19 protein-coding genes are annotated in these 24839 nt (G+C 43.3%); 11 read left to right on the forward strand and 8 right to left on the reverse strand.

Annotation, left to right across the window (positions count from 1 at the left end):
• Positions 1 to 582: 582 nt before the first annotated feature.
• The 4 genes from amrB to BY457_RS01550 all read left to right on the forward strand — a co-directional run bounded on the left by amrB (position 583) and on the right by BY457_RS01550 (position 7145).
• Positions 583 to 2016 (forward strand): AmmeMemoRadiSam system protein B, encoded by a 1434-nt coding sequence (amrB, locus tag BY457_RS01535; protein WP_106151569.1) that lies wholly within the window; start codon positions 583 to 585, stop codon positions 2014 to 2016.
• Between the two features lie 26 nt (positions 2017 to 2042).
• Positions 2043 to 4178 carry a spermine/spermidine synthase domain-containing protein gene (locus BY457_RS01540; RefSeq protein WP_106151570.1) on the forward strand — a complete coding sequence of 712 codons (2136 nt, stop codon included), beginning with the start codon at positions 2043 to 2045 and terminating at the stop codon, positions 4176 to 4178.
• A gap of 111 nt (positions 4179 to 4289) precedes the next feature.
• Positions 4290 to 5390, forward strand: a complete 1101-nt coding sequence (locus BY457_RS01545; protein WP_106151625.1) for a hypothetical protein — start codon at positions 4290 to 4292, stop codon at positions 5388 to 5390.
• Positions 5391 to 6320: 930 nt separating this feature from the next.
• On the forward strand, positions 6321 to 7145 hold the full coding sequence (locus BY457_RS01550; protein ID WP_106151571.1) for a T9SS type A sorting domain-containing protein: 825 nt from the start codon (positions 6321 to 6323) through the stop codon (positions 7143 to 7145).
• Between the two features lie 62 nt (positions 7146 to 7207).
• Here BY457_RS01550 and BY457_RS01555 read toward each other — a convergent pair whose 3' ends face one another.
• Positions 7208 to 7654 (reverse strand): nucleoside deaminase, encoded by a 447-nt coding sequence (locus BY457_RS01555; RefSeq protein ID WP_106151572.1) that lies wholly within the window; start codon positions 7652 to 7654, stop codon positions 7208 to 7210.
• A gap of 306 nt (positions 7655 to 7960) precedes the next feature.
• Here BY457_RS01555 and aspS point away from each other — a divergent pair, with 306 nt between their 5' ends.
• On the forward strand, positions 7961 to 9736 hold the full coding sequence (gene aspS / locus BY457_RS01560) for an aspartate--tRNA ligase (RefSeq protein ID WP_106151573.1): 1776 nt from the start codon (positions 7961 to 7963) through the stop codon (positions 9734 to 9736).
• A gap of 114 nt (positions 9737 to 9850) precedes the next feature.
• Here the strand turns inward: aspS and BY457_RS01565 are convergent, their stop codons facing one another.
• The 3 genes from BY457_RS01565 to miaB form a co-directional block, all read right to left on the reverse strand.
• Positions 9851 to 11005, reverse strand: a complete 1155-nt coding sequence (locus tag BY457_RS01565) for a 1-acyl-sn-glycerol-3-phosphate acyltransferase (protein ID WP_106151574.1) — start codon at positions 11003 to 11005, stop codon at positions 9851 to 9853.
• 114 nt (positions 11006 to 11119) lie between these two features.
• Positions 11120 to 11467, reverse strand: coding sequence for a carboxymuconolactone decarboxylase family protein (locus BY457_RS01570; RefSeq protein ID WP_106151575.1), 348 nt, complete (start codon positions 11465 to 11467; stop codon positions 11120 to 11122).
• 11 nt (positions 11468 to 11478) lie between these two features.
• Positions 11479 to 12867, reverse strand: a complete 1389-nt coding sequence (gene miaB, locus BY457_RS01575) for a tRNA (N6-isopentenyl adenosine(37)-C2)-methylthiotransferase MiaB (protein ID WP_106151576.1) — start codon at positions 12865 to 12867, stop codon at positions 11479 to 11481.
• 194 nt (positions 12868 to 13061) lie between these two features.
• On the opposite strand from miaB, the gene BY457_RS01580 reads away from it, so the two are divergent.
• The 4 genes from BY457_RS01580 to BY457_RS01595 all read left to right on the forward strand — a co-directional run bounded on the left by BY457_RS01580 (position 13062) and on the right by BY457_RS01595 (position 17897).
• A complete protein-coding gene (locus tag BY457_RS01580; RefSeq protein WP_106151577.1) occupies positions 13062 to 13814 on the forward strand; it encodes a YebC/PmpR family DNA-binding transcriptional regulator in 753 nt (250 codons plus the stop codon).
• A 379-nt stretch (positions 13815 to 14193) separates the two neighbouring features.
• The gene (locus tag BY457_RS01585; RefSeq protein WP_106151578.1) at positions 14194 to 15033 is read left to right on the forward strand and encodes a universal stress protein; all 840 of its coding nucleotides are present in this window, start codon (positions 14194 to 14196) and stop codon (positions 15031 to 15033) included.
• A 38-nt stretch (positions 15034 to 15071) separates the two neighbouring features.
• Positions 15072 to 15539: an SPOR domain-containing protein gene (locus BY457_RS01590; protein WP_181256304.1), complete on the forward strand. Its 468-nt coding sequence runs from the start codon at positions 15072 to 15074 to the stop codon at positions 15537 to 15539.
• A 456-nt stretch (positions 15540 to 15995) separates the two neighbouring features.
• Positions 15996 to 17897 carry an amidophosphoribosyltransferase gene (locus BY457_RS01595; RefSeq protein WP_106151580.1) on the forward strand — a complete coding sequence of 634 codons (1902 nt, stop codon included), beginning with the start codon at positions 15996 to 15998 and terminating at the stop codon, positions 17895 to 17897.
• Between the two features lie 66 nt (positions 17898 to 17963).
• Here the strand turns inward: BY457_RS01595 and BY457_RS01600 are convergent, their stop codons facing one another.
• The 4 genes from BY457_RS01600 to BY457_RS01615 form a co-directional block, all read right to left on the reverse strand.
• On the reverse strand, positions 17964 to 19133 hold the full coding sequence (locus BY457_RS01600) for a serine hydrolase domain-containing protein (protein ID WP_106151581.1): 1170 nt from the start codon (positions 19131 to 19133) through the stop codon (positions 17964 to 17966).
• Positions 19102 to 20652, reverse strand: a complete 1551-nt coding sequence (locus BY457_RS01605) for a dihydrolipoyl dehydrogenase family protein (RefSeq protein ID WP_106151582.1) — start codon at positions 20650 to 20652, stop codon at positions 19102 to 19104. The genes BY457_RS01600 and BY457_RS01605 overlap by 32 nt, the downstream gene beginning before the upstream one ends.
• Positions 20653 to 20736: 84 nt before the next feature.
• Positions 20737 to 21690: a GNAT family N-acetyltransferase gene (locus BY457_RS01610; protein ID WP_106151583.1), complete on the reverse strand. Its 954-nt coding sequence runs from the start codon at positions 21688 to 21690 to the stop codon at positions 20737 to 20739.
• A 278-nt stretch (positions 21691 to 21968) separates the two neighbouring features.
• Positions 21969 to 22811: a 1-acyl-sn-glycerol-3-phosphate acyltransferase gene (locus BY457_RS01615; RefSeq protein ID WP_106151584.1), complete on the reverse strand. Its 843-nt coding sequence runs from the start codon at positions 22809 to 22811 to the stop codon at positions 21969 to 21971.
• 450 nt (positions 22812 to 23261) lie between these two features.
• Here BY457_RS01615 and BY457_RS01620 point away from each other — a divergent pair, with 450 nt between their 5' ends.
• Both BY457_RS01620 and rsmH read left to right on the forward strand, forming a co-directional pair.
• Positions 23262 to 23726, forward strand: a complete 465-nt coding sequence (locus BY457_RS01620; protein ID WP_106151585.1) for a division/cell wall cluster transcriptional repressor MraZ — start codon at positions 23262 to 23264, stop codon at positions 23724 to 23726.
• Positions 23727 to 23923: 197 nt separating this feature from the next.
• Entirely contained in the window at positions 23924 to 24832 is a 909-nt protein-coding gene (rsmH, locus tag BY457_RS01625; RefSeq protein ID WP_106151586.1) for a 16S rRNA (cytosine(1402)-N(4))-methyltransferase RsmH, read from the forward strand.
• Positions 24833 to 24839: the final 7 nt, after the last annotated feature.

A 24839-nucleotide genomic window follows, 5' to 3' on the forward strand; every position in this document is an offset into this window, starting at 1 on the left:
GGTGCAAAAATAGGGGGTTCATTTGGAACTCGCAAGCCTTTTAGTGAAAAAATGACGTTAAAAAATGTTTTCGTCCCTTTAAGGTGCGGGGGTAGAGAGAATTAATGGTGTTGTTTTTTTTGAGTCTGCAGTTAATGTTTGTAACTTTAACTTTGGTTGGATTACCTCGGAGTTTGAGTACGCCCGGAGCATTGTCCCGGGTTGTTGCTCTCAGACTTTCAGGCGGTTTACACCTTGTCCGCTTTTAGCAGGTTTGCTGAAAAATAATTAAAGAGTTAATAATAAAACAATTATAGGTGATAATTATATTTAAAATGTAAGGTTTTCAAGTAAATTCTTAAAAAAAAAAGTTGGCCCCTGTGGTGTTTGATAGTCAAAGCATTACTGTTAAAAAGATTTTTTTTTAGGTTAAACGACTTTTCCTGTTTAAAACGCGCGGTGGCCTGTCCGTTTTCCGGGCCAGCGGATAGCGGGATGCCAAAATGGGCGACTTCGCAAGCCTAGCACATGGTACTTTCTGGCAAGAAACAGGATTAAGAACAAAATTTTGCTTAGTTTATAGACAGGCTAAATAGTTAAGAGATGCACAAAAAAGATAGAGAGCCGGCAGTGGCCGGGATGTTTTACGAAGCGGATGCAGCTGCTTTGCGGGGGCATCTGAGGGACCTGTTTGCTCTTGCCAAACCACCGGTTGGAACGGAGGAGGTTGCTGCTGTTGTTGTGCCTCACGCCGGTTATGTTTATTCGGGGAAGATTGCAGCATCGGGTTTTAATCAGATACCCCGGGATGCAAAAATTGAAAGGGTATTTCTTATTGGTTCCAGTCATAGAGCTGCATTTAACGGTGCCGCAATATATACGCAAGGCGATTTTCTGACTCCTCTGGGGCGGGTCGAGGTGGATAGCCGGGTGGCCGGGGAGCTGGTTGAGAGTAATTCCGGAATCTTTGCTGATGAAAACATTCATTCCGGGGAGCATTCTCTTGAGGTGCAATTGCCCTTTCTGCAGGTTCATTTACAAAATTCTTTCAAGCTGGTTCCATTGCTTATCGGGCCTCACGACGCCATAGGAGCTTCCAAGGTTTCAACGTCCCTGGCAAAGTGGTTTCGGCGGGGAAATTTATTTGTAATCAGTACCGATTTTTCTCATTATCCTCCCTATGAAATTGCTCAAAAAGTGGATGCTGACACGGCAGCGGCTGTGCTGAAAAATGATCCCGAAGAGTTGTTGTCAGTGCTTGAGAAGAACAGGAAGCTTGATTTAGACGAGCTTTCCACAAGTATGTGCGGCTGGTCTTCGGTTCTGACTTTATTAAACATTACCCGGCAGGCCACTGATATTAGGTGGGAAGAGATTGATTTTGGAAATTCCGGAGATGCCCAAATTGGTGACAAAGAACGTGTAGTTGGTTATCGCTCCATGGCTGTTTTCAGATCGTCTGAAACAAAAAAGGAGGTTTCCGGTTTCTCTTTGGATAAGCGTGAAAAAATATGGCTCCTGGACAGAGCACATCAGGTTTTGAAGTTGGCTGTGAAAGGCCGGGTCATAAAAAAACCGGAAAATCTGAACTCAGAAAATCTGAATATGACTACCGGGGCATTTGTGTCGTTATATAACAACGGGAAGTTGCGTGGGTGTATTGGGGGTTTTGGTGAGGATGAACCATTGTGGAAGGTGATTGACCGGATGACTGCTGCTGCTTCTTTGCATGATTCGCGTTTTGACCCTGTTTCAGAGAATGAGCTGAGTGAAATAGAAATCGAGATATCAGTGCTGACGCCCAGGAGGAAAGTGGCTCAGGTGGATGAGATTGTGCCCGGAAAACATGGTATCTTTGTCGAGAAAAACGGGCGAAGTGGGACTTTTCTTCCTCAGGTTGCCACCAAAACGGGTTGGAGCCTGGACGAGCTGCTTGGGCATTGTGCCAGGGATAAGGCAGGACTTGGATGGGATGGTTGGAAAGATGCCGATGTGTTTGTTTATGAAGCCCTTGTTTTTGGTGATAGAACTGTTTAAGAATTTATCAGGATAACTTTTTTGTAATGTTGAATATTATTAAGCCGAATCCTTCCTCATCTTTATTTAAAGGACGTACAGCAACTTTTGTAAGTGGATTTTCTATGCTGATGGTTCAGGTTATTTTATTGCGTGAGCTTTCGTCCCTGTTTGTTGTCAATGAGTTGATTGTAGGTGTTTTTCTTTCGTTTTGGATGCTTTTCTCCGGAGCAGGGGCGCTTTTTGCCCGCTTTTTCAAGGGGTTCAGGTGGACTTATTCAGCAGTGTTTCCTTTGGTTTCAGGGTTTGCGGCATTGCTGTCGCTGTGGTCGTTGTACCTTGCACGTTTCTGGATGGCAGGCAACGGATTTTCTGAGAGTATATCCGATTGGTTGTTGATTACAGCCTTTGTAACTTTTGTTTATTGCTTTCCTGCTGGAATGATGTTTACCTGGTTTTCGGCCTCCCTTAGTTATAGATATTCTGAACGCCAAACTGAACGGATTTATATTTCCGAGCAATGGGGGAGTCTGTTGGCCGGTGTGTTGTTTTATATGATCCCGGTTTTTTGGTTGAATGCTTTTTCTGCAATTTCATTGCTTCTTGTTTTGAATGCGCTTGTAGCTTTGTTTCTTGTTGCGCCTGTAAACGGAGGCGTGAAGAGGGGGTTGGCTGTTGCAGGGGTGTTGCTGTTAGTGGTTTTGATCTTTTTGCCTCAGTACAGAGCGGGGCGACAAATGATTTTTGGTGACCGGAACGTAACAGGTACTTTTTTTTCCTCCCATGGCACCATTGATGTGTGGGAGGACAATGAAAAAGAAGGTTACTTTTCAGGTGGACGTTTTTTTACTGATAGTGCCGTTTTTGCAGAGGCGGAAGAACAGTTACATCCGGCATTGATGTTGCACCCGTCTCCCCGACATCTTTTATTGGTTAATGCCGGTCCCGGCTTGGTGAGCGAGGCACTGAAATATGATGATTTGCACATTGATTTTGTTTCCGCCGATCAGTCCCGGCTTTCATTGGAGAAAAGGTTGTTGGAGGGTGGTAAGGAGACCATGGAGAGAGTTAGGTTTATAAAGAGTGATCCGCACAGGTTCCTGAAACACCATAGCGATACACTTTATGATGTGATCTTGTTGGGTGGTGGGGTTCCTGAAAATCTGGCATCTACCCGTTTTTATACCAACGATTTTTTTCTCTTGATTTCCGGGAAGCTGAATGCCGATGGGTTGTTTGTTACGGGGGGAGTTGACTATGCATCTACATTGTCTGATTCAGGAAAGCAGATTCTGATGGTATTGGAAGAGACTGTTAGTGATGTTTTTCCTTTTTTGCGTGTTTGGGCAGGAGAGAAAATTATTTTTATCTCTTCTAAGGAGCAGATTCTTCCCGATTGGTATGAATTGCATACAGATGTTATCAGTAATAATAAGTATGTGAATAAAGAAATGCTGCCGCTTCATGTTTTGAAAACACAAATGGAGGAGGTAGAAAAAGTGATTGACAAAGATGTGCGGTTGAATACACGAGTCAGTCCGGTTTTGTTTCAACTGGCACTTCGGGATATGAGTGATTTTTGGGATGTTAAGTTATCCTGGTTTGCGATAGTTATAGGGGTAATGTTTGTTGCGGGATTATTACTGTTTCGGAAGAGTGCACGAGGGGTTTTTCTTTCCGGAGTTGTGCTTGGGGGTATGCAGGTGTTGCTGCTTCTGTATTGGCAGTTGGTAATGGGGAATCTCTTTCGTGCTACCGGCCTTTTGTTCTCCTTTTTTATGGCAGGTCTGGCTATGGGTGCCTTGCTGGGACATCGTAAAGTCTGGTTTTTCAGAGCTCATTACCTTCCTGTTTTGTTGATTGCCATGTCTTTGTTAGCAGTTTTAACGGTTCCTTTTCTCGATTCCCTTGCAGGAGTATGGCTTTTTCCTGTAGTTGTATTTTTATTGGTTTTTTCTTTTGCCGTGCTGGGTGGTGCTGTTTTTGTTTCAGGGTTATCTCTGCACAAAGGGCGTTTTGAGCAATCTGCGGCTTTTATTTATATGGGAGATGTGGCCGGAGGAGCCATTGGTTCTTTTCTTATGGCTATATTTCTGGTTCCGTTTGCCGGACTTGTCAATTCCGGATATTTGATGGGCCTTACAGTGCTTATTGCCGGGTTGTTGATGCTTAAGAAATTCTGATAATTTTTGAAGATGATTTTGATGGAATCAGTGTGGCAGATAAAATCAATGATCGATGTCGTTTGAATGCGTGGAGTGCTTTTGCTATTTTTGCAGGGAAGTTTGATGTGTATGGAAGAGTTTTTAAAGCCAAACCGGAGAGCCGAATACGGTCTCGATTTGGACAAGGTTTTTGTCGGAAAAGAAATAGTCAGTCGGTATAACATTACTGTGGACGAGTCGGTCCTGAGTATGTGGAGCGGATTTATGCCCACCGCCTCATATCCTGAGAGCAGTCGCGAATTTGCAGGACGATTGGGCTTTCATCAGATTTTTTTACCCTATGGATTCCTGTTGAACCTGACCTTGAGTCTTGGGGTAGAGAATTTTGCACACTCCAGCGTTTTAAAGGTTGAGATGCGTGATGCACTTTATTTGAATCCTGCTTTTCCGGGTGACACTTTTTCATGCTCAATAAAAATTACAGATGTGCGTCCTGCCCGTATCGAAGGGTACACGCTTATTGAATCGTCACATTTGCTTTTCAATCAAAAGGGAGAGGCCGTTTTTTCTGTAACCCGAATATCGCTTTTCCCCCAGGTCAGTCCCCGCAAATCGATTCCTCCCGAACGAAAGGAACCTTACCACAACAATCGTTTTAAGGAACAGATTCTTGCGCGTACCCGCAGCATTGATATGGAGAACGTCATTTTTAGCTTCCGTGCAGGAGATTTGTTGTTGCACCCATATGTCCGCCCTATCGGGAAAAGTGAGAATCTTTTTTGGGCTACCTATCTTAAGAACACACACCCCAGTCATTATAATTATCAGCGTTATCAGCCGGGCGAAATTGTTATTTCCGGTGGCATTGTTACCGCAATGGTTATTGGTATCGCTGGCAGAGAGTTCCGTCAGATTCTTATGCAACAAATTAATAATGCGTTCCATGTTCATCCTGTTTTTGCTGAAGACAGGGTGGGTGCCTTCAGTTATATTCGTGAAGTTCGTCAGATAATGCCCGGCTATGAAGAGGTGTTTATCCGTACGTTCGGACTGCGCAATATGGATACAGAGCCCGAGTTGGCGGATGTGGCTTTTCCTGTGGCACTTTTTGATTCAAAAGTCGAACGGCCCTCTGAAGTGCGACAGATTATTGATGAAAAGTGTCCGATTCTTAAAGATCGCGTCTGTAGTCTTGTTAATTGGAGCGTTTTGCGTAAAGTGGATGCCTGAGATTTCCCCTCTCTTTAATGGAGTGCACTGTCTTGCGAGTGAGCACCTCAAGGAATTGAGGCATAATGCGTTAATGACAGGACTAGCTCGTCCCCGAAGGGGGCAAATTTGAATTACCCCGGGTTAACGACCCGGGGTAAGCTGAACAAATGGGACCGGGTCCCCGATAGGGGGCCAACTATTATTTTACTGATTTCTTGCTTATTGCAAAAATCTGTCATTGGTAGTGCAATGCCCGAAGCAATCTCTAATTCCAAAAACGTTTTTTTTTACTAAATTCTAATGTTTTTCAAGGCAAGCTCTACAGGCATAGTGAACTACGTCGAAAAAGCTTACCGCAGGAAAAATTAGATAGCACATAAATTTGTTGGGGAAATTACGGGTCTCTACACCAACTCGAATCGTAAGTTGTTTTATATTAAGATGACATAGTGTGTGGTTGGCTTTTTACTTATCAGGTAAAACTTTCTTTATATTATTGAAAGATTGCTTTTATGTCAATATTTTTTCTTCTGCCTTGTGTCTCTTAAACTTCTGCCTGTTGGTCACTAACCTCTAAAAATCCAACCAACTAACCTTTCATTTTCTCTTCTTCATTCTATTGACTGTTGGGTAATTTTCTCCTGTTGACCAGTCGGTTGTGCTTTGCACTTGTCTGATAAGGTCACTATTAACCATGATTCGGATTTTATATTTCGCTTTTTTACCATTTTCGACCTCCTTGAAACTGCTTTTACCAATGAAAAAACTACGTTGGTGTAAAAAATGTAATATTTCGTCAAAAAAAAGTTTAAAAAAAGTGAAACCTTTTCTTGCGGCCGTTCGTTAAAGAAAACAAGACGTTCATCAAATAAAATATATAATTCATCAAAAAATTATTGATGTTCGTCAAACCAAGAAGCCATTGAATGAATTGTAAAAAATTGCCCTATGAAAAAGTTTTACTCAATCGTTTTAGCTATTTTGTTTTTAGCTGTTAGTGGTTCACTGAATGCTCAGCAACAAAGAAATGAGTTTACCGGAGTATCAACAGAAGGTAACTTACTGAAGTCAACTACAGTTTATGATCTTATTCGTTTGAAGATAGAGAACGAGTTTATTTTCGATGCTACAGTCATCTATTACTATGATTCTTTCACCGACGAACTGGGTCGGGAAGATTCTCATAAGATGTTTAATTCAAACGAAAAAATTCCTGAGATTTTCACACGTATCGGAAATGAGGCTATGGCCATTAATGGTTTTGCAGCCTTGAATGCACGCAGTTATATTGCGGTTCCTGTTAGTGTGAGAAACCGGGTTTATAATGAGTGTACCATTTCTGCCACACTGGAAGATTTTACCGATGAGTATGATGTGGTACTGGAAGATAAAGAACTGGGACAATATACCAATCTCAGAACCTCCACTTATTCCTATACTCCGCTGGATCTCGGAATTAATCACGACCGTTTTGTGCTGCATCTGTCGCGAAGTGCAAAGGTAGTTACCTCCGTAGTGGAAGGATTTGAAACAGAAGAGCCGGTTTTGGTATCAAGCGATTATGGTCAGGTAAATGTTCGCATTAATGAAACATTGCTGGCTGCTCCCGGACCACAGGCCAATATTGATGTTTATTCAATGGGTGGTAGAATGATAACCAGCCGAAAGGCAGCATCAGGGTTTAACCAAATAGAATTAGCGAGTGGTCAACTATATATTGTAAATGTAACCGTGGGGAATCACAGAACCACGAAGAAAGTAGCTATTCGCTAATTACTTCATAGGGTTACTTGGGTTGTCCCCTCTTTCGGTAGCTCCGGAGGAGGGGACTTTTATTATCGCTTGCCGGCAAAGAATTGTTTCACAAGCTCTCCACATTCCTTTTCCATAATTCCCCCAACAATTTCGGTCTTTGGGTGAAGTGGGGATGGTGTTAACCTTTTGTAACCGCGTTTTTCATCTACAGCCCCATAAACAATTCGTCCGATTTGCGACCAGTTTAGCGCTCCGGCACACATGGTACAGGGCTCCAGTGTTACATACAGTGTGCAGTTGTTCAGGTATTTTCCTCCCAGTGCTTCTGATGCCGATGTGATGGCCAGCATTTCTGCATGAGCTGTTACGTCGTTTAATGTTTCTGTGAGGTTGTGGGCCCTTGATATTATTGTGCCTTCGCTTACCACTACCGCTCCCACAGGTACTTCATCTTTCATTAGTGCTTCTCTGGCTTCCATGTAAGCCTGTTTCATGAAATACTGGTCTGTGAAATCAATTTTATCCATATTTTTCGACCTTTTTGAAAAGCGATGTCGCTGTTTCTTATTTTCTTTATATTTTCGCAAAGATATTCTAACCTGAATTATTCACCAATTATTCTGTTGGGATGAACAAATATCGGTAACTTACAACTTTTCTGGTAAGTATGGAGATTAGTGAAGGTGCTTAATCTTGCAGTAATTCTGGACTACAGTTGGATGTACTTCCTGAATATTTGAAAATCCGGGATTGAAGATTAGGGAATAAATCAGTATAAAATCATAATTTCTGTTGGAACCGGGGTGGTAGCATCCCCAAAAAAGACAATTGTAATGTATAGAACACATACCTGTGGAGAATTAAGAATTGCAGACATCGATAAATCCGTCACCTTAAGTGGCTGGGTACAACGTGTTCGCAATTTGGGTGGAATGACTTTCATTGACCTGAGAGATCGCTATGGAATTACCCAGCTAGTCTTTAACAGCGAAACAGAGGATAAGCTGAGTGAGGCTGTGAGAAACCTTGGTCGTGAGTATGTGGTGCAGGTTACCGGTAAGGTGGCCGAGCGCAGCAGCAAAAACAGTAAAATTCCTACAGGCGATATTGAAGTGATTGCCGATGGATTGAAGGTACTGAATGCCTCAGATCTTCCTCCTTTTACCATCGAGGATGAGACCGATGGCGGAGAAGAACTCAGGATGAAGTACCGATATCTGGATCTTCGAAGAAATCCTTCCCGTAAAGCGTTGGAACTTCGCCATAAAATGGCCCTTGAGATACGTAATTATATGGATAAGGAGGGATTTATGGAGGTGGAAACCCCGGTGCTGATGAAATCAACTCCCGAAGGAGCGCGCGACTTTGTGGTGCCTTCACGGATGAATCCCGGACAGTTTTATGCTTTGCCACAATCCCCTCAGGTTTTTAAGCAATTACTGATGGTGGCCGGTTATGATCGTTATTTTCAGATTGTTAAGTGTTTTCGGGATGAGGATTTGAGGGCTGATCGCCAGCCTGAATTTACTCAGATTGATTGTGAGATGTCTTTTGTGGATCAGGAAGATGTGCTGAATACTTTTGAAGGAATGACCAAACATCTTTTTAAATCTTTACGCGGAGTTGAGATTGAAGGTGATTTCCCACGTATGCCTTATTCCGAGGCTATGAAATATTATGGCAGCGATAAACCTGATATCCGTTTCGACATGCGTTTTGTCGATCTGACTTCAACAGCTTCTGGAAAAGGATTTAAGGTTTTTGATGATGCTCAGTATATCGGTGCTATTTGTGCTCAGGGATGTGCTTCTTACAGTCGTAAGGATTTGGATCAGCTTACAGATTTCGTGAAACGCCCTCAGGTAGGTGCGCAGGGGTTGGTATATGTGAAATACAATGAAGATGGTTCTTTCAAAACATCTGTGGATAAATTTTTCGCTGCAGATGATTTTAAGGCCTGGGCTGATTTGTGTGGTGCCAAACCTGGAGACCTGATACTGATTCTTGCCGGTAAAGAGGAGAAGACATTGTCGGCTCTTTGCGAATTGCGTTTGGAAATGGGGTCTCGTCTGGGACTGAGAAATAAGAATAAGTTTGCTCCGCTTTGGGTGGTCGATTTTCCACTTTTGGAGTGGGATGATGAAACAGAGCGTTATTATGCAATGCATCACCCGTTTACTTCTCCCAAGGTGGAGGATGTGGAGTTGTTGGATACCAATCCGGCTGAGGTGCGTGCCAATGCCTATGATCTGGTAATCAATGGCGTAGAGATTGGAGGTGGATCCATTCGTATTCACAATGATGAATTGCAGCAGAAAATGTTCAAAATTCTCGGATTCTCAGAAGAAGAAGCGGAGAATCAGTTTGGATTTCTGATGAATGCTTTCAAATATGGTGCGCCGCCTCATGGTGGAGTTGCGTTTGGTTTTGATCGTTGGGTTTCGTTGTTTGCCGGCCTGGATTCTATCAGGGAGGTAATCGCTTTCCCGAAAAATAATGCCGGACGCGATGTAATGAACGATGCACCTTCTGCTATCAGTGATGCTCAATTGAATGAGTTGATGATCGAACTGAAAGGTGAGGCTGCTAAGAAAGTCAAAGAGGAGTAAAAAAACAGATATTGTATTCATAAAAAAGCCCGGAATAGCTTCCCGGGCTTTTTATATTTCATATCATGATATACAGGTGAGGAATTTAGCACCGGAATATTATGAATCTTCAGTTTACAGTGAATCTCCTGACAGTTCCCGCTTATTTACCACCGGGTTGGCATACATCTCCAGCAAGGTTTTTTTCAGAAATGCTCTGTCACCTTCGATGCGGTTGAGGTGTTCCTCCAGATATTGGTTAAAAGTTTCTTTTTCCTCAGCTGTGTAAAGATTGCCGTACTCATTTGTTTCGTTAAGCATATCCCAGGCTACCAGGTTTCCGGGCCAGAGACGATAGTTTTCATGGACGTGCCGGTCAATCAATCCGGCCAGGAATTCGAACTTTTTATTTTTGTTCTCTATGCCTTTTAAAACATCAAATTCGTTGTTGATAGGCTGGCCGAATGCAAAATGAACGCGTCCTTTCCTTCCGCGAAGCCCTGCCCCCATGTGTTGCAGATCATCATCCTGAGTCTTTGTAAAGTCCGGATTGTCGCGTTTTTGTTGAAATTCACGGGCTTTAAGGTAATCACACGGGTCGTATTCGTAAGAGATGGATACGGGGACGATTTTCAATTGCTTGAAATTCTCTGCCACAGACTTGTCTTTGCCACTGATGTTGAGCATTTTCAGCAGGCTGAGCTGCGTGCGGTCATTTCCGTCTTTGGAGCGACCTTCACGTTGAGCAATCCAGATGCTGTGTCCAACATTGGTTATGGTATGGCGAATGTATTCAGAGAGAAGTGTGGAACTCTCCATCATCTGTCTCACCGAAAGATTTCGTTTCACGATAAAGGTCCGGTTCAGTTTTACCAAATCGGTAATCCACGGATAAATCAACAGGTTATCCCCAATGGCAATTTCAGTGGTGTCAAAATTGTGTTCAAACATGATGACATTCAAAATTGCCGGATCCAGCACAATGTCCCTGTGGTTGGATATGTAAAGATATGACTCATTGGGATCCAGTTGCTCAAGTCCTTCGGAAGTAACTCCTTTCGTGGTGGTTTTGATGATTTGTTTTACGTAGGGAGAAATCACTTCCTGCTGAAACTGCCGGATGCTTTTTATCTGCATCATCATATCAATGAAGCGTTGCGCCGACAATTCAGGATAAAGAAATCCAATGAGATCCAAAAATGATGTTTCATTTTTGAGACGTTCAAATACCTGTTGAATTTCATGGTCCTGGTAAGGACGTATCGATTCAAAATCCAGTTCTTTGGCCATTTTTATCTTTTTGGTTTGTGGCAAAATTACTTTAAACAAACCGGTTTTGGAAATTAACAGTCTGTTATTATCTCCCCACAGGAGGAGGGAGAAGATTAAATTTACGAATTTTATTTATTGATGTCCATTTAATATGTCCCAGTATTCCATGGCTCGGCGGGTATGAGGTATCACAATTGTTCCTCCCACAATGTTAGCCACAGAAAAAACTTCCATTATTTCTTCAGTGGTAATATTTTGTTCGTAGCATTTCTCAAGATGATATTTAATGCAATCGTCGCACCGCAGTACCATTGATGCCACAAGGCCGAGCATTTCCTTGGTTTTTACGGGAAGGGCTCCTTCCTGATATGTGTTGGTGTCCAGATTGAATAATCTCTTTATCACCAGATTGTCCTGCGACAGGATGCGCTCATTCATTTTTGAACGAAAATCCCTGAACTCTTTTACCTGATCACTCATGATGTCTCTTTTTAATTTTTTTCAACCGGAACACCAAGCATGGTAGCTTGCGTGACTTCGGTTATTTTTACTTTTACGATCTCACCGACTTTGTAATTTTGCCGTGGAAATACCACCACTTTGTTTTGCGAAGTACGTCCGAAAAACTCTTTGGTCGATTTTTTTGATACACTCTCCACCAGTACTTCAAAGGTTTTTCCGATGTCTTTCCGGTTGCTCTCCAGTGACAGTTGGTTTTGAAGTGCAATAATTTCCTGAAGTCTTCTTCCTTTTACTTCCTCCGGAACATTGTCCGGTAATTTTTTGTGAGCATAGGTGCCGGGGCGTTCAGAATACTTAAACATAAATGCCATGTCGAATCCAGCCCATTTCATAAGCTCAAGTGTCGCGTTATGATCTTCTTCCGTTTCTGAATGAAACCCGCAAAACACATCGGTGGTAATGCCACATCCGGGTAAAATTTCTCTAATGGCCTCAATCCGGTTTTTGTACCACTCGGCGGTATATTTACGATTCATTAGTTTCAGGATTTTTGAAGATCCCGACTGCAGAGGTAGATGAATATGCTTGCATAAATTGTGATGAGCAGCCATTACTTTCAGGGTCTCATCACTCATATCTTTGGGATGTGAGGTGGTAAAGCGAATGCGTGTTTCCGGAAATTCCCCGGCCAGGAAGTCCAGTAACCCGGAGAAATCCATCTCTTTACTTTCCTCTTTGTGCAGATACGAATTGACATTTTGTCCCAGAAGCGACACTTCCTTGTAACCCTCTTTTACCAGTTTGTCAAATTCTTCCCTGATACTTTCGGGATCTCTGCTTCTTTCTCGTCCACGGGTGTAAGGAACAATGCAATAGGTACAGAAATTGTTGCATCCGCGCATAATGCTGATGAATGCCGATGTTTTGTTGGGCCCTAATCGTTTTGGAATGATGTCACGATAAGTCTCTGTGGTGGACAACTCAACGTTAATGGCTTTTTCTCCCTGCTCAACCAGGCTGACCAGGTTGGGTAAATCCATGTAGGCATCCGGCCCGGCAACCAGGTCGGCGCCCACCTCAAACAGCTGTTCTTTGGCACGCTCTGCCATACAACCAATGATGCCTATTACCAGTTTGGGATGCTGCTTTTTGAGGGCTTTTAACTCCCTTACCCTGGCCAGGACCCGCTGTTCTGCGTTTTCGCGGATGGAACAGGTGTTGATAAAAATAGCATCGGCATCGGTATGACTTCCCGAAGTCTCGTATCCGTCCATCTGCATTACAGAGGCTACTACTTCACTGTCGGCGAAGTTCATTTGACAACCGTAAGTCTCTATGTAAAGTTTTTTTCCGTTGTGTTCGTAGGCGAGGATGTTTTCTACTTCCTTGTCTGCTTGTTGTTTTTCCTGATCTCTCATTTTCACTCAATAAAATAGGTGGCAAATTTAATGCTATTCTGTGGTTTCCCCAAAGTGATGGATTTTTGAATGGTTTTTTTGTAGATTTATTCTAATGTGTAATAAATCAGCGGCTTGTGAGGAAAAGTGGTTTTTTGTAGTTTTGTGCTTCATTTTTTCAACGAACTGCAAAAATCAAAAAAAAGTATTGAATTATGGCAGGACACAGTAAATGGGCAAATATTAAACATAGAAAAGGTGCACAGGATGCAAAACGGGCAAAGATGTTTACCCGGATCACCAAGGAAATACAGGTGGCGGTAAAGGAAGGGGGAGCCGATCCGGAGACCAATCCCCGTCTTCGGTTAGCTGTTCAGAATGGTCGCTCGGTAAATATGCCGAAAGATAATATTAACCGGGCCATTGCCAAAGCATCGGAAGTAGGTGGCGACAGCTTTCAGGAGATTGCTTTTGAAGGTTACGGACCGGGAGGAGTAGCTGTTTTCCTGGAGTGTATGACCGATAATAACAATCGGACCGTGGGAGCTGTACGATCTATCTTTAATAAGCGAGGAGGAAGTCTCGGAACCAATGGATCATTGAGCTTTTTGTTTGATAGAAAAGGGGTTTTTCAGATTGTGAAAAATGATGAGATGGACCTGGAAGAGCTGGAACTGGAACTGATTGATGCCGGAGCACAGGAGATTGAGAAGGATGATGATCTGATTGTGGTAACTTCGGAGATGGAAGACTTCGGGGCTGTTCAGAAAAAGCTTGAGGAATTGGATATTCAGGTGGAGAATGCCGCTTTGCAAAGAATCCCCAATAATTATAAAGAACTGGATCTTGAAAACGCGAAGAAGTTTCTGAGGATGATTGATGAATTTGAGGATAATGACGATGTCCAGAATGTGTTTCATAACCTGGAAATGACCGATGAACTTGCCAAATCTCTCGAATCGGATTAAGAAATTATTGTTTTGTGCAACTACTTTGCGGCACATTACGTATATTCGTATAATTCCTGATTTTATAAAACTTATTCTGATAAAACGAGCCCCGAATGTTAGGTACGGTTTTATCAGGCCAATAACTTAGATAAATTTTATACTAATGAAACGAGCATGGCAAGGGGTGTCACAAAAGACAATGTATAAATTCCTTACATGCGAGTTCCATCCGACCTTGAAAAATTAATTTTATACGGATGAAACGAGCATGATATTTTTTAATATAATTTTCTCAAGAAAACATTTTTAAAAAAATATTATGCGAGAGCGAAGCGGTTCCATTCGTTCTCAAATTTTTAATTAGTTTTTTATCAGATAATTACAAAATTTTAAACGAATGAAACGCGTTCTTGTCCCTATCGATTTTTCTGACAACTCTGTTTTCGCATTGAAAATTGGACTGGAGTTATCCAATCACCTGCATGCATCGCTTAGAATGATTCATGTTCAGACAGGTCAAAAATATGCACCGGAATTTTTGGGAGACAATCCGGAGGAGCGATTGATCGGGCAGGCCAAGGCGTGGTTGGAGCATTTGATAGAGAAATACGGGCCGGAGTACCGCGTTTATAATGGAGAATTCGACTTTAAAGTCAGGGAAGGTAATGTGGTCAGGGAAATCACCAATCAAGCCAGATATGATGATGTAAGCCTTATTGTGGTAGGAACACACGGCGTTTCAGGAGTGGAGGATCGTTGGCTGGGAAGTAATGCGTACCGGCTGGTGTCACATGCTCCATGCCCGGTATTAACCACCCGAAAAGGAATGAAATGGGAATCTCCACACCGAATTGTATTGCCATTGGATCACAATAAACTTACCCGGAAAATTGTTCCTGTGGTAACAGGTTTTGGCAAATTGCTCAAGGCAGAAATCAATATTCTTGCACTTCAGCGTAAATCGAGATGGATACTTCCCGGCTTGAGTGATATCTATGCCAAACAGGCTGAGAAATACATTAAAAGCAATACTGACCTGGAGGTTTCGGTAACCCCGTTTAAATGGGGTGGGGATGCAAAGAATATTCTTTCTCTCGCCAGAGAAAAGGGTGCTTCCGTTATTGCCATTCATTTGAGTAAGGCACTCAGCCCATTCGATAGTGTATTCAGGCCCTTCGCCAATGAGCTGCTCAACCTTGCAGATATTCCCGTTCTGGTAGTACCGGTTAAGGAATAAAAATTGTAACTTTGCCTGCAAAAGAAGAACAGATTAAGATGAGAATAGTAGCAGGATTTATCTTTTTTTTGATTGCTGTGGGCGCAAATGCCCAATTGCCCGGAGAGACTGCAGCATACAATGCGGATGTTTTCTCTGAATTGGAGCAGGTAAGCAGCAATCAGGGAATTATTACCATAGAGCAATCTGCCCGTATGAGGGCGCTTGTCAATACGCATATCAATATGAATAAAAGAGCCGGCGGAGTTGAAGGATTCCGGGTTCAGTTGTACAGTGGTGTGGGTAGTAAAGCCAGGCAGGAAGCATTGGAAGCCAAAGAAAAGGTGTTGACCGATTTTCCTGAAGAGAATGTTTTTATAGAGTACAGTGCACCATTTTGGCGCGTAAGAATGGGGAATTTCAGACACAAACACGAAGCATTGCCGTTGCTCAATAAGTTGAAAGAGTTATTTCCGGCCTGCTATGTGGTTAAAGTTTCTGATGTCCCGTTAAGATCTTTAAAGTAAAAAAACAGGCCCGCTTGTCAATCAAGCGGGCTTTTCTTTTTGCAAAATGTTTTTACACGGTTTGCGAGGAGGTCAGTTTCCGGTTATTTATTTCCCGGTAAAGGGGAATAACCCACTGCAAATATGTTTCTCTTGAAGCGGGTATGGATGTCAAAAATAACGTATTGCTAAGGAATAGGGCCAGAGTCGAATGGGTGAGCTACTTATACGCGGGTTCCGTCAGACCAATTAGAAGAGTCTGGTTATGAACTAAGCAAAATTTGTTTTTAGTCCTGTTTCTGGTCAGAAAGTGCCAATTGTTAGGCTTGCGAAGCCGCCAAAAACGGAGTTTACTAATCGTAACTGAGTATTTTGGCGGCTAGCGAAACAGCCTACCCCGATCCTTCGGGGACGCAAGTGGTACTTTATGGACAGAAACCAATTACATTGATTAATTTTATACTGTTCGATTAAATTATGAGTGATCAGATTAAGCATGAATGTGGTATTGTTCTCATCAGGTTGCTGAAACCGCTGAGCTATTACCAGGAGAAGTATGGAACGTGGCGTTTCGGGTTGAATAAGTTGTACCTCCTGATGGAGAAACAACACAACAGGGGGCAGGATGGTGCCGGAGTGGTTAGTTTGAAGCTGAACCAACCGGCCGGAAAGAAGTATCTATCCCGTCAACGATCCAATAAGGGGAATCCTATTCAGGAGGTCTTTGCAGACATCCATCGCAGGTTCGACAATGCGTATGATCACCATCCCGAGCTGCTCAATGATCCTGTGTGGGCCAAAGAAAACCTCCCATTTGCAGGGGAACTTTACCTGGGGCATCTCCGGTACGGAACTTTTGGCAATAACAGCATTGATTATGTGCATCCGGTAATGCGGGAAAACAACTGGCGCTCGAGGAATCTGGTTCTGGCGGGTAATTTCAATCTTACCAATGTGGATGAGATTTTTAAGACGCTAATTGATCTGGGCCAGCATCCCAAAGATTATACGGATACTGAATCTATGCTCGAAAACGTCGGGCATTTTCTGGATGAGGAGAATCAACTTCTTTTCAGACAGTTTAAGAATGAAGGTTTCTCCAATAAAGAAATTTCCGCATTAATTGAGAAAAATCTGGATGTAAGGAAAGTGCTTGAACGATCCAGTCGCCGGTGGGACGGGGGGTATGTCATCGCCGGGCTGATAGGCCATGGCGACTCTTTTGTGATGCGGGATCCGTGGGGAATCAGGCCTGCCTCCTATTATGCCAATGATGAGTTTGTGGTGGTGGCATCAGAGCGACCTGTAATACAGACTGCTCTGAATGTGCGATCGGTGGAAGTGAATGAACTTAAACCGGGACATGCTTTAATTATTAAAAAAGACGGGGCTGTTTCTGAGGAATTGGTTACCGTGCCTCAGGAAAAGAAATCATGCTCTTTCGAACGCATTTATTTTTCCAGAGGCAGCGACCGGGATATTTATCAGGAGCGGAAAGAATTGGGACGGTTGCTTTCGGGTAATATTCTGGAGAAAATAAATTTCGATCTGGAGAATACCGTCTTTTCTTACATTCCCAATACTGCTGAGACTGCATTTTACGGTATGATTGAGGGGATTCGTTCTCATCTGGATGTGGAGAAAACCCGTAAAATAATGGCTTTGGGCAAAGATCTCACTGAAGAAAAAGTGTCGGAGATTCTGAGTCTTGAGCCACGCATCGAAAAAGTGGCCATAAAAGATGTGAAGATGCGCACCTTTATTACTGATGACAGTAGCAGGGATGATCTTGTAGCTCATGTTTACGATGTCACCTATGGGATTGTAAAAAATAAAGTGGACACACTCGTTATTATTGACGATTCCATTGTTAGGGGGACAACGCTGAAGCGCAGTATCCTTAAGATTTTGGACAGACTGCACCCGAAAAAGATTATTGTGGTCTCTTCGGCGCCTCAGATACGTTTCCCCGATTGTTATGGCATTGATATGGCACGTCTGAAGGATTTTTGTGCTTTTAGTGCGGCTATCGAATTACTTAAAGATTCGGGTAAGGAAGAGGTGATTGAGAAAGTTTACCGTCAGTGTAAAGAGCAACAAAATCTTCCCAAAGAGGAGATTGTGAACTATGTGAAAGAGATTTACAGGCCATTTACAGATGAACAGATTTCTGCAAAAATTGCTGAAATGCTGACCCCTCCGGACATCGATGCGGAGGTGGAAGTGGTTTATCAAACAGTGGAAAATCTTCACCGGGCCTGTGCCAATGACCGCGGTGACTGGTACTTTACGGGAAATTACCCTACGCCGGGCGGAAATAAAGTGGTTAATACCTCATTCATTAACTTTATTGAAGGCATTAATACCAGAGCTTATTGATTATTTGCTTTGAAGTTAACAAAAGGGTGGAGCTGCTGGCAGTTCCACCCTTTTTGATGATGAGGTTTATGGTCTTTGTGTAAGAATATCTAATCCTGCCCTGACCCATGTATAGGCATCCCTTGGGTGATGGTTGATGTATTCGTTGCTTCTTTGGTGCCCTAGCCTTACAATCACCGCATTATGGGAAGGGATTACGAAAATGTATTGGCCCAGAATTCCTCTTGCATAAGGAATGTTTTCGCCTTCGTAATTCATCACCCACCAGTGCATACCATAGTATTCTACCATTTGGGCATCTTCGTTGGTAAGGTACCTGGCAGGTGTTGTCATCTCCCTGATATACTGATCAGAGATTATTTTTTCCCCATGAAATCGTCCCCGGTTGAGTACCAGACTACCTATGCGGGCAAAGTCTCGTGGAGTACTGTTGAAGCAGCAATAAGCTTTTTCGGTTCCTTTTCGTTTGTCAAGCGACCAGAGTGCAGGCACCTCTGCACCCAATGGTTGCCACAGTTTTTTGGATGCATATTCAGCGAGTGACATTTCTGTTGTGGCCGAAAGAATCCTTTCCAGAAACTGAGTGTCACCACTTTTATAATTAAACATGATTCCGGGATGGTTAACGATTTTAACGCGTTTCATGGTGCCCGGTAAATCCCTTCCATAATAAGCGCGGGTTGTAATGGAAAATGGTGAGCTGTAGTGTTCGTCCCAATTAGAGGCCGAGCTCATGGTCAGCAGATGCCGGATGGTCAGTTGATCACTGTGGGTTCCTCTTAACCATGGCAGGTATTTGCTGACTTTGTCATCTACACTTCCAATATAGCCGTCATCAATGGCACATCCAATGAGTAGTGAAACAATACTTTTGGCCATTGAGAAAGAGTTGGAGATGGTTGAGGAGTCATGGCCTCCCTGGTATTGTTCAAAAAGAACAGAATCGTTTTGGATGATCAGAAACCCCGTTGTTTTAAGATTTTCCATTGAGTCTCTGACAGATTCTGCCGGTATGGAATAGCGGTTGTAATCGAAAGTTAGCGGCCAGGGGCGTGGAGTCCCGGTTTTCACTTCCCGGTTATCGAAAATTTTGTAGTCATCAATATCGGGAGTGAGGTATATCATCCCCTTTTGAAGGTAATCGGGAAGGAGTGTATAAAGTGCCGTTATACCAACAATTGAGAAAATAACAATTTTAAAGGTCTTACTTTTTTTGACTTTTCCTGATTTTTTCATCTCTCGGAGTTTGCGTTTTCGGGTCACCGGGCTTCCATTCACTTACTTTTATGTGTTTGGGAAAGGCAACCGGTTTAAAAATTGATTTTGAGGCGAGCGCTCTCATGCTTTCCTGAATGCCTTCCGTGATGCTGGGATGGGGGTAAAATACCCGCAATACTTCACTCAGACTGTTGCCCTGGTTGATGAGGTGTGCTACAGCAACGATATAAGCAGAAGCCTGAGGGCCGGAAGCTCTCATGCCAAGAATGCGCTGTTCGTCATCATTGCTTACCAGAATTTTAACAAAACCGTGAGTGTTGCGCATAGCAATGGCACGGTTGACCAGTATATTGGAATAGAAAACTGCTCGGTAACCGATGTTTTTCTCCTGGAGCGTTTTTTCATTTGCTCCCACTGCTGCTACCTCCGGTTTGAAAAACATCAGGGTTGACATATTGGAATAATCGGGGAGGTAACAGATGCTTTTCGCAATGGCTTCCGCGGCCAATCGTCCCTGAAATTCTGCTACACTGTACAACTGGGCCTGCGCTGTTACATCGCCGATGGCATAGATGTGTGTATGGCCGTGGTTGTTCTCTACACATCCGTTTTCATCTACCGGGATGAGCCCTCGCTTATCGGGGGTAACCCCCAATGTTTCAAGTCCAATATTTTGTGTGTTTGGTTCCCTGCCAATGGCAATGAGGGCAACATCCACCTCGATTACACGGCTGTTTCCCGCATCGTAATCCAACACTACTTCCAGGTGCCCCGGATGTTCCCTGATACATCTTAGCTGGGCTGTATGGTGTACAATGACACCGTTTTTTTCCAGGTTGTCGGATACAAACTCACTTACATCATCGTCTTCGTAAGGAAGTACCCGGTTTGACCGGTCCAGCAGGTGAACCTGAGTTTGGTTGAAGTTGGAGAATATGGTGGCAAATTCACATCCGATAATTCCTGAACCAATGATGAGCAGACGGCCGGGGAATTTTGACAGGGAGAGGATATTGTCTGAGGTAATGATTCGTTTTCCGTCCGTTTTTACTCCGGGCAGTCTCCGGGGATGCGCTCCTGTGGCGATGATGAAATAATCCCCGTGAATTGTGAGCATTTTTCCCTGGTCATCCACCTCAACCGTATGAGCATCTTTGAATTTTGCATATCCTGTGATCAGACTGATGGTCCCTTTGTGGGAAACATTGGCAAAGGTTTCAATCTGACTGCGCATCTGGTATTGTTTTTCCCGCGCAGCTTCCAAAACTGTATTGCGCACCAGATTGTAATCTACGCTCAATGCACTGGCCCGGTATCCGCGATCAACTCTCGCTGCAACGGAATAGTCCATACTCAACTCATACATAGTCTTAGAGGTCAATACTCCATTGATGACGCCGGCTCCTCCGATGTGACTTTTTTCTATGATGCAAACTTTTTTGCCAAAGTCGGTAGCTCTGTTGGCTGCAGCGAATCCTCCCGGACCGCTTCCTATCACAACAACATCAAAAGAATATTGGTCAGTAGCATTTGTCATTCCTGCAGATTTATATGAGTGATAATGTTACGGAATGCCCAAATCGCTCAAATAACCTGTTGATTTGGACATTAAAGCTTTTTATTAATCTTCATTTTGTTCGTCGGGCTTGTAGGTATGAACGTGGCGACTTATTTTGGCCTGATAAAGTTCTTTGATGGTGATAATGATACCGGTCTCTTCAACACCTCCGAAGCGCTCATTTACTGATGTTCCGAAGGTGCGCATGGAGGGGGATAAGTTCATGTACGCATTAATCAGTGGAGGAATGTTTTCTCCAAGTTCCCGAACTGTTTTGCTGAGGGTTTTGTAGTCAGCAGCAAATGACTCTCCCGAAAAGATTTCCTGAACTTCACTTTCGGTCAGTGCGGAACTTACAGGGTTATGCGGATAGACCAGCTTGTCAGGGTCATTGAAATATTTATCCATGAATGCTCTGATAAGACTACGGGCTTTAAGATTGCTGTGTGCGTACATGGTAACCTTTCCAAAGAAATATTCCATGTCGGGGTAGTTGATGATTAAGGAGCCCAAGCCATCCCATAAATTATCCAGTGCGTACAGGCTTTTTGCACCCATTTTGCTGGATTGATACTGAGGTTGAACAAAAGATCGTCCGAGTTCAATGGTTTTTGGGAGGTATTCTTTAATAAACTGTTCTGAGAAATGAAACATCCGGGCAGTGGCCAGATGAATCTTTCCTTCTGCATCCGGTTTCAGGGTTTTACCCATAATGTAACGGTATCCTCCCAGAATTTCTCTGGCTTTGGGATCCCATACAATCAACTGATGGTACGGGTTATCACCGATGTCGTAATCGTCCACATCACAATCTTTTCCTGTTCCGCCGCCTGCGGCCCTGAATGACTCCTCGCGGAGACGCCCCACCTCACGCATCAGTGCAGGTGCATCATTGGCTGTGAAATCATAAATCTTATTCTCACCTTTATTGGTAAAACGTACAAAACGTTCTGTGGTGAGTTCTGCTTCCAGATCTTCCCGGGGTACGGGAGGAATGATTGGTTTTTCAGAATTCATTAGCTTATTATTGGTTCAATTTCGGAACTTGCTATTTGTCAGGCAACCCTTTTGATATTCTCTAACTAGAGCCTGTCTATAAACAAAGCAAAATTTGGTTCTGGTCATGTGTTTGTCAAGAAAGTGCCAGTTACAAGGCTTTCGAAGCCCGAAAATACGCAGTTTACTTGAGTAAATGAGTAATTTTCGGGCAAGCGTAGCGCAGTAGATGGTACTTTATCGACAAACACTAACTATTTATTTTGTGGTTGCTCCTGGGAAAGGGGACTTTTACAAAATTAATGGTTTTTTGCAAGCTCGTAGCTTTTTTCCTTTATTTTAATGGCCCACTCCTCTGCTGTTCCTTCCTCTTTTATGCTTTCCCAGGGTATTGGTTCTCCAAAACGGATGGTCAGATTTTCTCCCTTTTGCTTAAACATCTCATCCGGCAGGTACAACATTTCTATGTTGGCTTTTATGCCAAGTTTCTTTCGGATGTTTGCCAACCGGTAAAAGAAATTGGTGTTCTTTCCTGAAATATGAACGGGGATAATGTCCCGCTGGTGCTGTATGGCTTTTCGCACAAAATTCTTTTTCCATTCCAGGTCTCGGATAACTCCTTTTTGCTTTCGGCTAACCAAACCTGCAGGAAACATTAAAACCTGATTTTCGGATTTGTACGCCTCTTCTATCAGGCGTGCTGCTTCACGCGAATGTCCCCCGTGCTTGTTGATGGGTACGAAAATATTGTTTAAGGGTTTTAGATTGAGTAAAATATCATTGACCGGAAACTTTAATTCCGGAAATCTGCGGCTTACAGCTACCAAAAGAGCAATGCCATCCAGTCCTCCCAGCGGATGGTTGCTTGCAAATAAAAACCGACCATCCTCAGGAATTTTCTCCAGCCCAAAGGCTTCGTAGCTGGCTCCGAATAAGTCGTTGAGGATGGATTGGGCAAATTCTGCCCCCTTTAAATGGCTTTGGCGTGCCAGAAACTCATTGATCTCTTCCTGGTGAATGATTCGTTTCAGGTACCGGAATATAAAAGCGGGTATGGCCTTAAACAATGACGGGTTTTTGCTGGCAAAAACCTTTTCAACATCAATGAGTTTGGCGTTGTTGTCGGGATTGTTTGTTTCCACCGGAATAAAATTTTATGAATAATCAGTTCTCCTAATAGCGAGGCTATTTCATTTTAAAGGAATATACAATGTTGTTGCATTTTTAAAAGGCCGAAGGTCTTTAAGCAATAGCCTGGGGCAACTCCCCAGGGAATTTGTAACAACTCCCCCCTCATTATTGGTCGCGTCGCGACCAATAATGAGGGGGCATGAGGAATACCTCAAAACCCAGGCCGTTGCCCTGGGCTATTGCTCTCAGGCTTTCAGCCTGTTTATATTTTACCTGTCTTATGTGTTATCCAGGTTAAATCCTTTTGGGGGCAATATTACAAAAAAAAAATAAGGTTGTGGAAATCCCTGTTCAAAGCCACAGGGAACTCTTTTTATCAAAAAAATGCAATAAAGTGGTGCAAAGTGGTTGATTGTGGTTTAAAAAAATTGTAGTTTTACGAAAATATTACCCAAACTGTAATGTTCACATTTATAGGAGATTTTGAGTGCAGAACCGATGCAAAAGGCCGCATCGTATTTCCTTCCGTCTTTAAAAAGGTGTTGGGAGAGGACGATTTGCGCCTTGTTGTGCGCAAAGATCTCTTTGAGCCCTGTCTCCATATTTATCCTTATTCCGTTTGGGAGGAGAAGCTTGAGGATATTCGACGGAGGATAAATCCATACAATCGGGAACACTCAAAATTTTTAAGACAATTTTTCAGAGGATCGGCAGAAGTTTCTCTCGACGGAAATGGACGTTTTCTGATTCCCAAACGACTGACGGAACAGATTGGTGTGGAGCGGGAAGTTGTTTTACTTGGTGTGGATCAATACATTGAAGTTTGGAATAAGGAGTTGTATGACCAGGGGCTAATGCCGGCGGACAGCTTGGGTAACCTGGCGGAGAAAATTTTAGGTGAATTTCCGTCTCAGGATAAAGATTAGGTAGAGACCGTCTATAAACAACGCAAAGTTTGTTTTTAGTCATGTGTCTGGTAAGAAGGTGCCAATTGCAAGGCTCGCGAAGCCGGTAAAAGCGCAGTTTACTTGCGTAAATGAGTATTTTGGCGGCAAGTATAACGCAGCAAGTGGTACTTTATGGACAGAGACTAGGTGATATTTTTGCACAATAAAGGAGGATAATGACAACAGAGTACCACATTCCGGTTTTATTGGAAACATCCATTGAGGGACTGAATGTCAGGCCTGATGGGGTTTACGTGGACCTGACATTTGGAGGGGGAGGTCACAGTCGCGAGATTTTAAAACATCTGGGGGCAGATGGCCGTCTTATTGCTTTTGATCAGGATGCAGATGCATGGGCAAATGCTCCTGATGATGAGCGCTTTACCCTGGTGAAGCACAATTTTCGTTATCTGCAGCACTTTTTGGAATATCTTGGAATTGAGAAAGTTGATGGTGTCTTGGGAGATCTTGGAGTTTCTTCTCATCACTTTGATTCGCCCGAACGAGGTTTTTCATTTCGGTTCGAAGGTGCATTGGATATGCGGATGGGGCCCGGAATTGAGTTGACTGCTGCTGACATTGTCAATGGCTATTCGGAAGAAAAATTATTTTCGGTATTTAAGCTGTATGGGGAAGTTCCCTCCTGTGGTAAACTTGTCAGAGCTATTTTATCAGCCCGAAGCAAGGAGCCTTTCAGAACAACGTCTGACCTGCGGGAACTTGCACAAACAGTAGCTCCGCGGAAGGATGTGAATAAATATCTTGCCCAGGTTTTTCAGGCTCTCAGGATTGAAGTCAACAGGGAGATGGAAGTTCTTGAAGAGGTGTTGATGCAAATGTCGCAGGTGATAAAGCCTAAGGGACGTTTGGTTGTTATTGCGTATCATTCACTGGAGGACAGGATGGTCAAAAACTTTATACGTTCGGGTAATTTTGCTAAGTCTCAGGCAGAGACCGATTTGTATGGCAACCGGGATGTGCCCTTTAATGCTGTTACACGGAAGGCGGTAAAGGCCGGAGAAGATGAAGTAAAAGAAAATCCCAGAGCACGCAGTGCCAAATTAAGAATTGCTGAGAAGCTATGAAACGAGC

The organism is Marinilabilia salmonicolor (genome assembly GCF_003003035.1).
Classification (GTDB): domain Bacteria; phylum Bacteroidota; class Bacteroidia; order Bacteroidales; family Marinilabiliaceae; genus Marinilabilia; species Marinilabilia salmonicolor_A.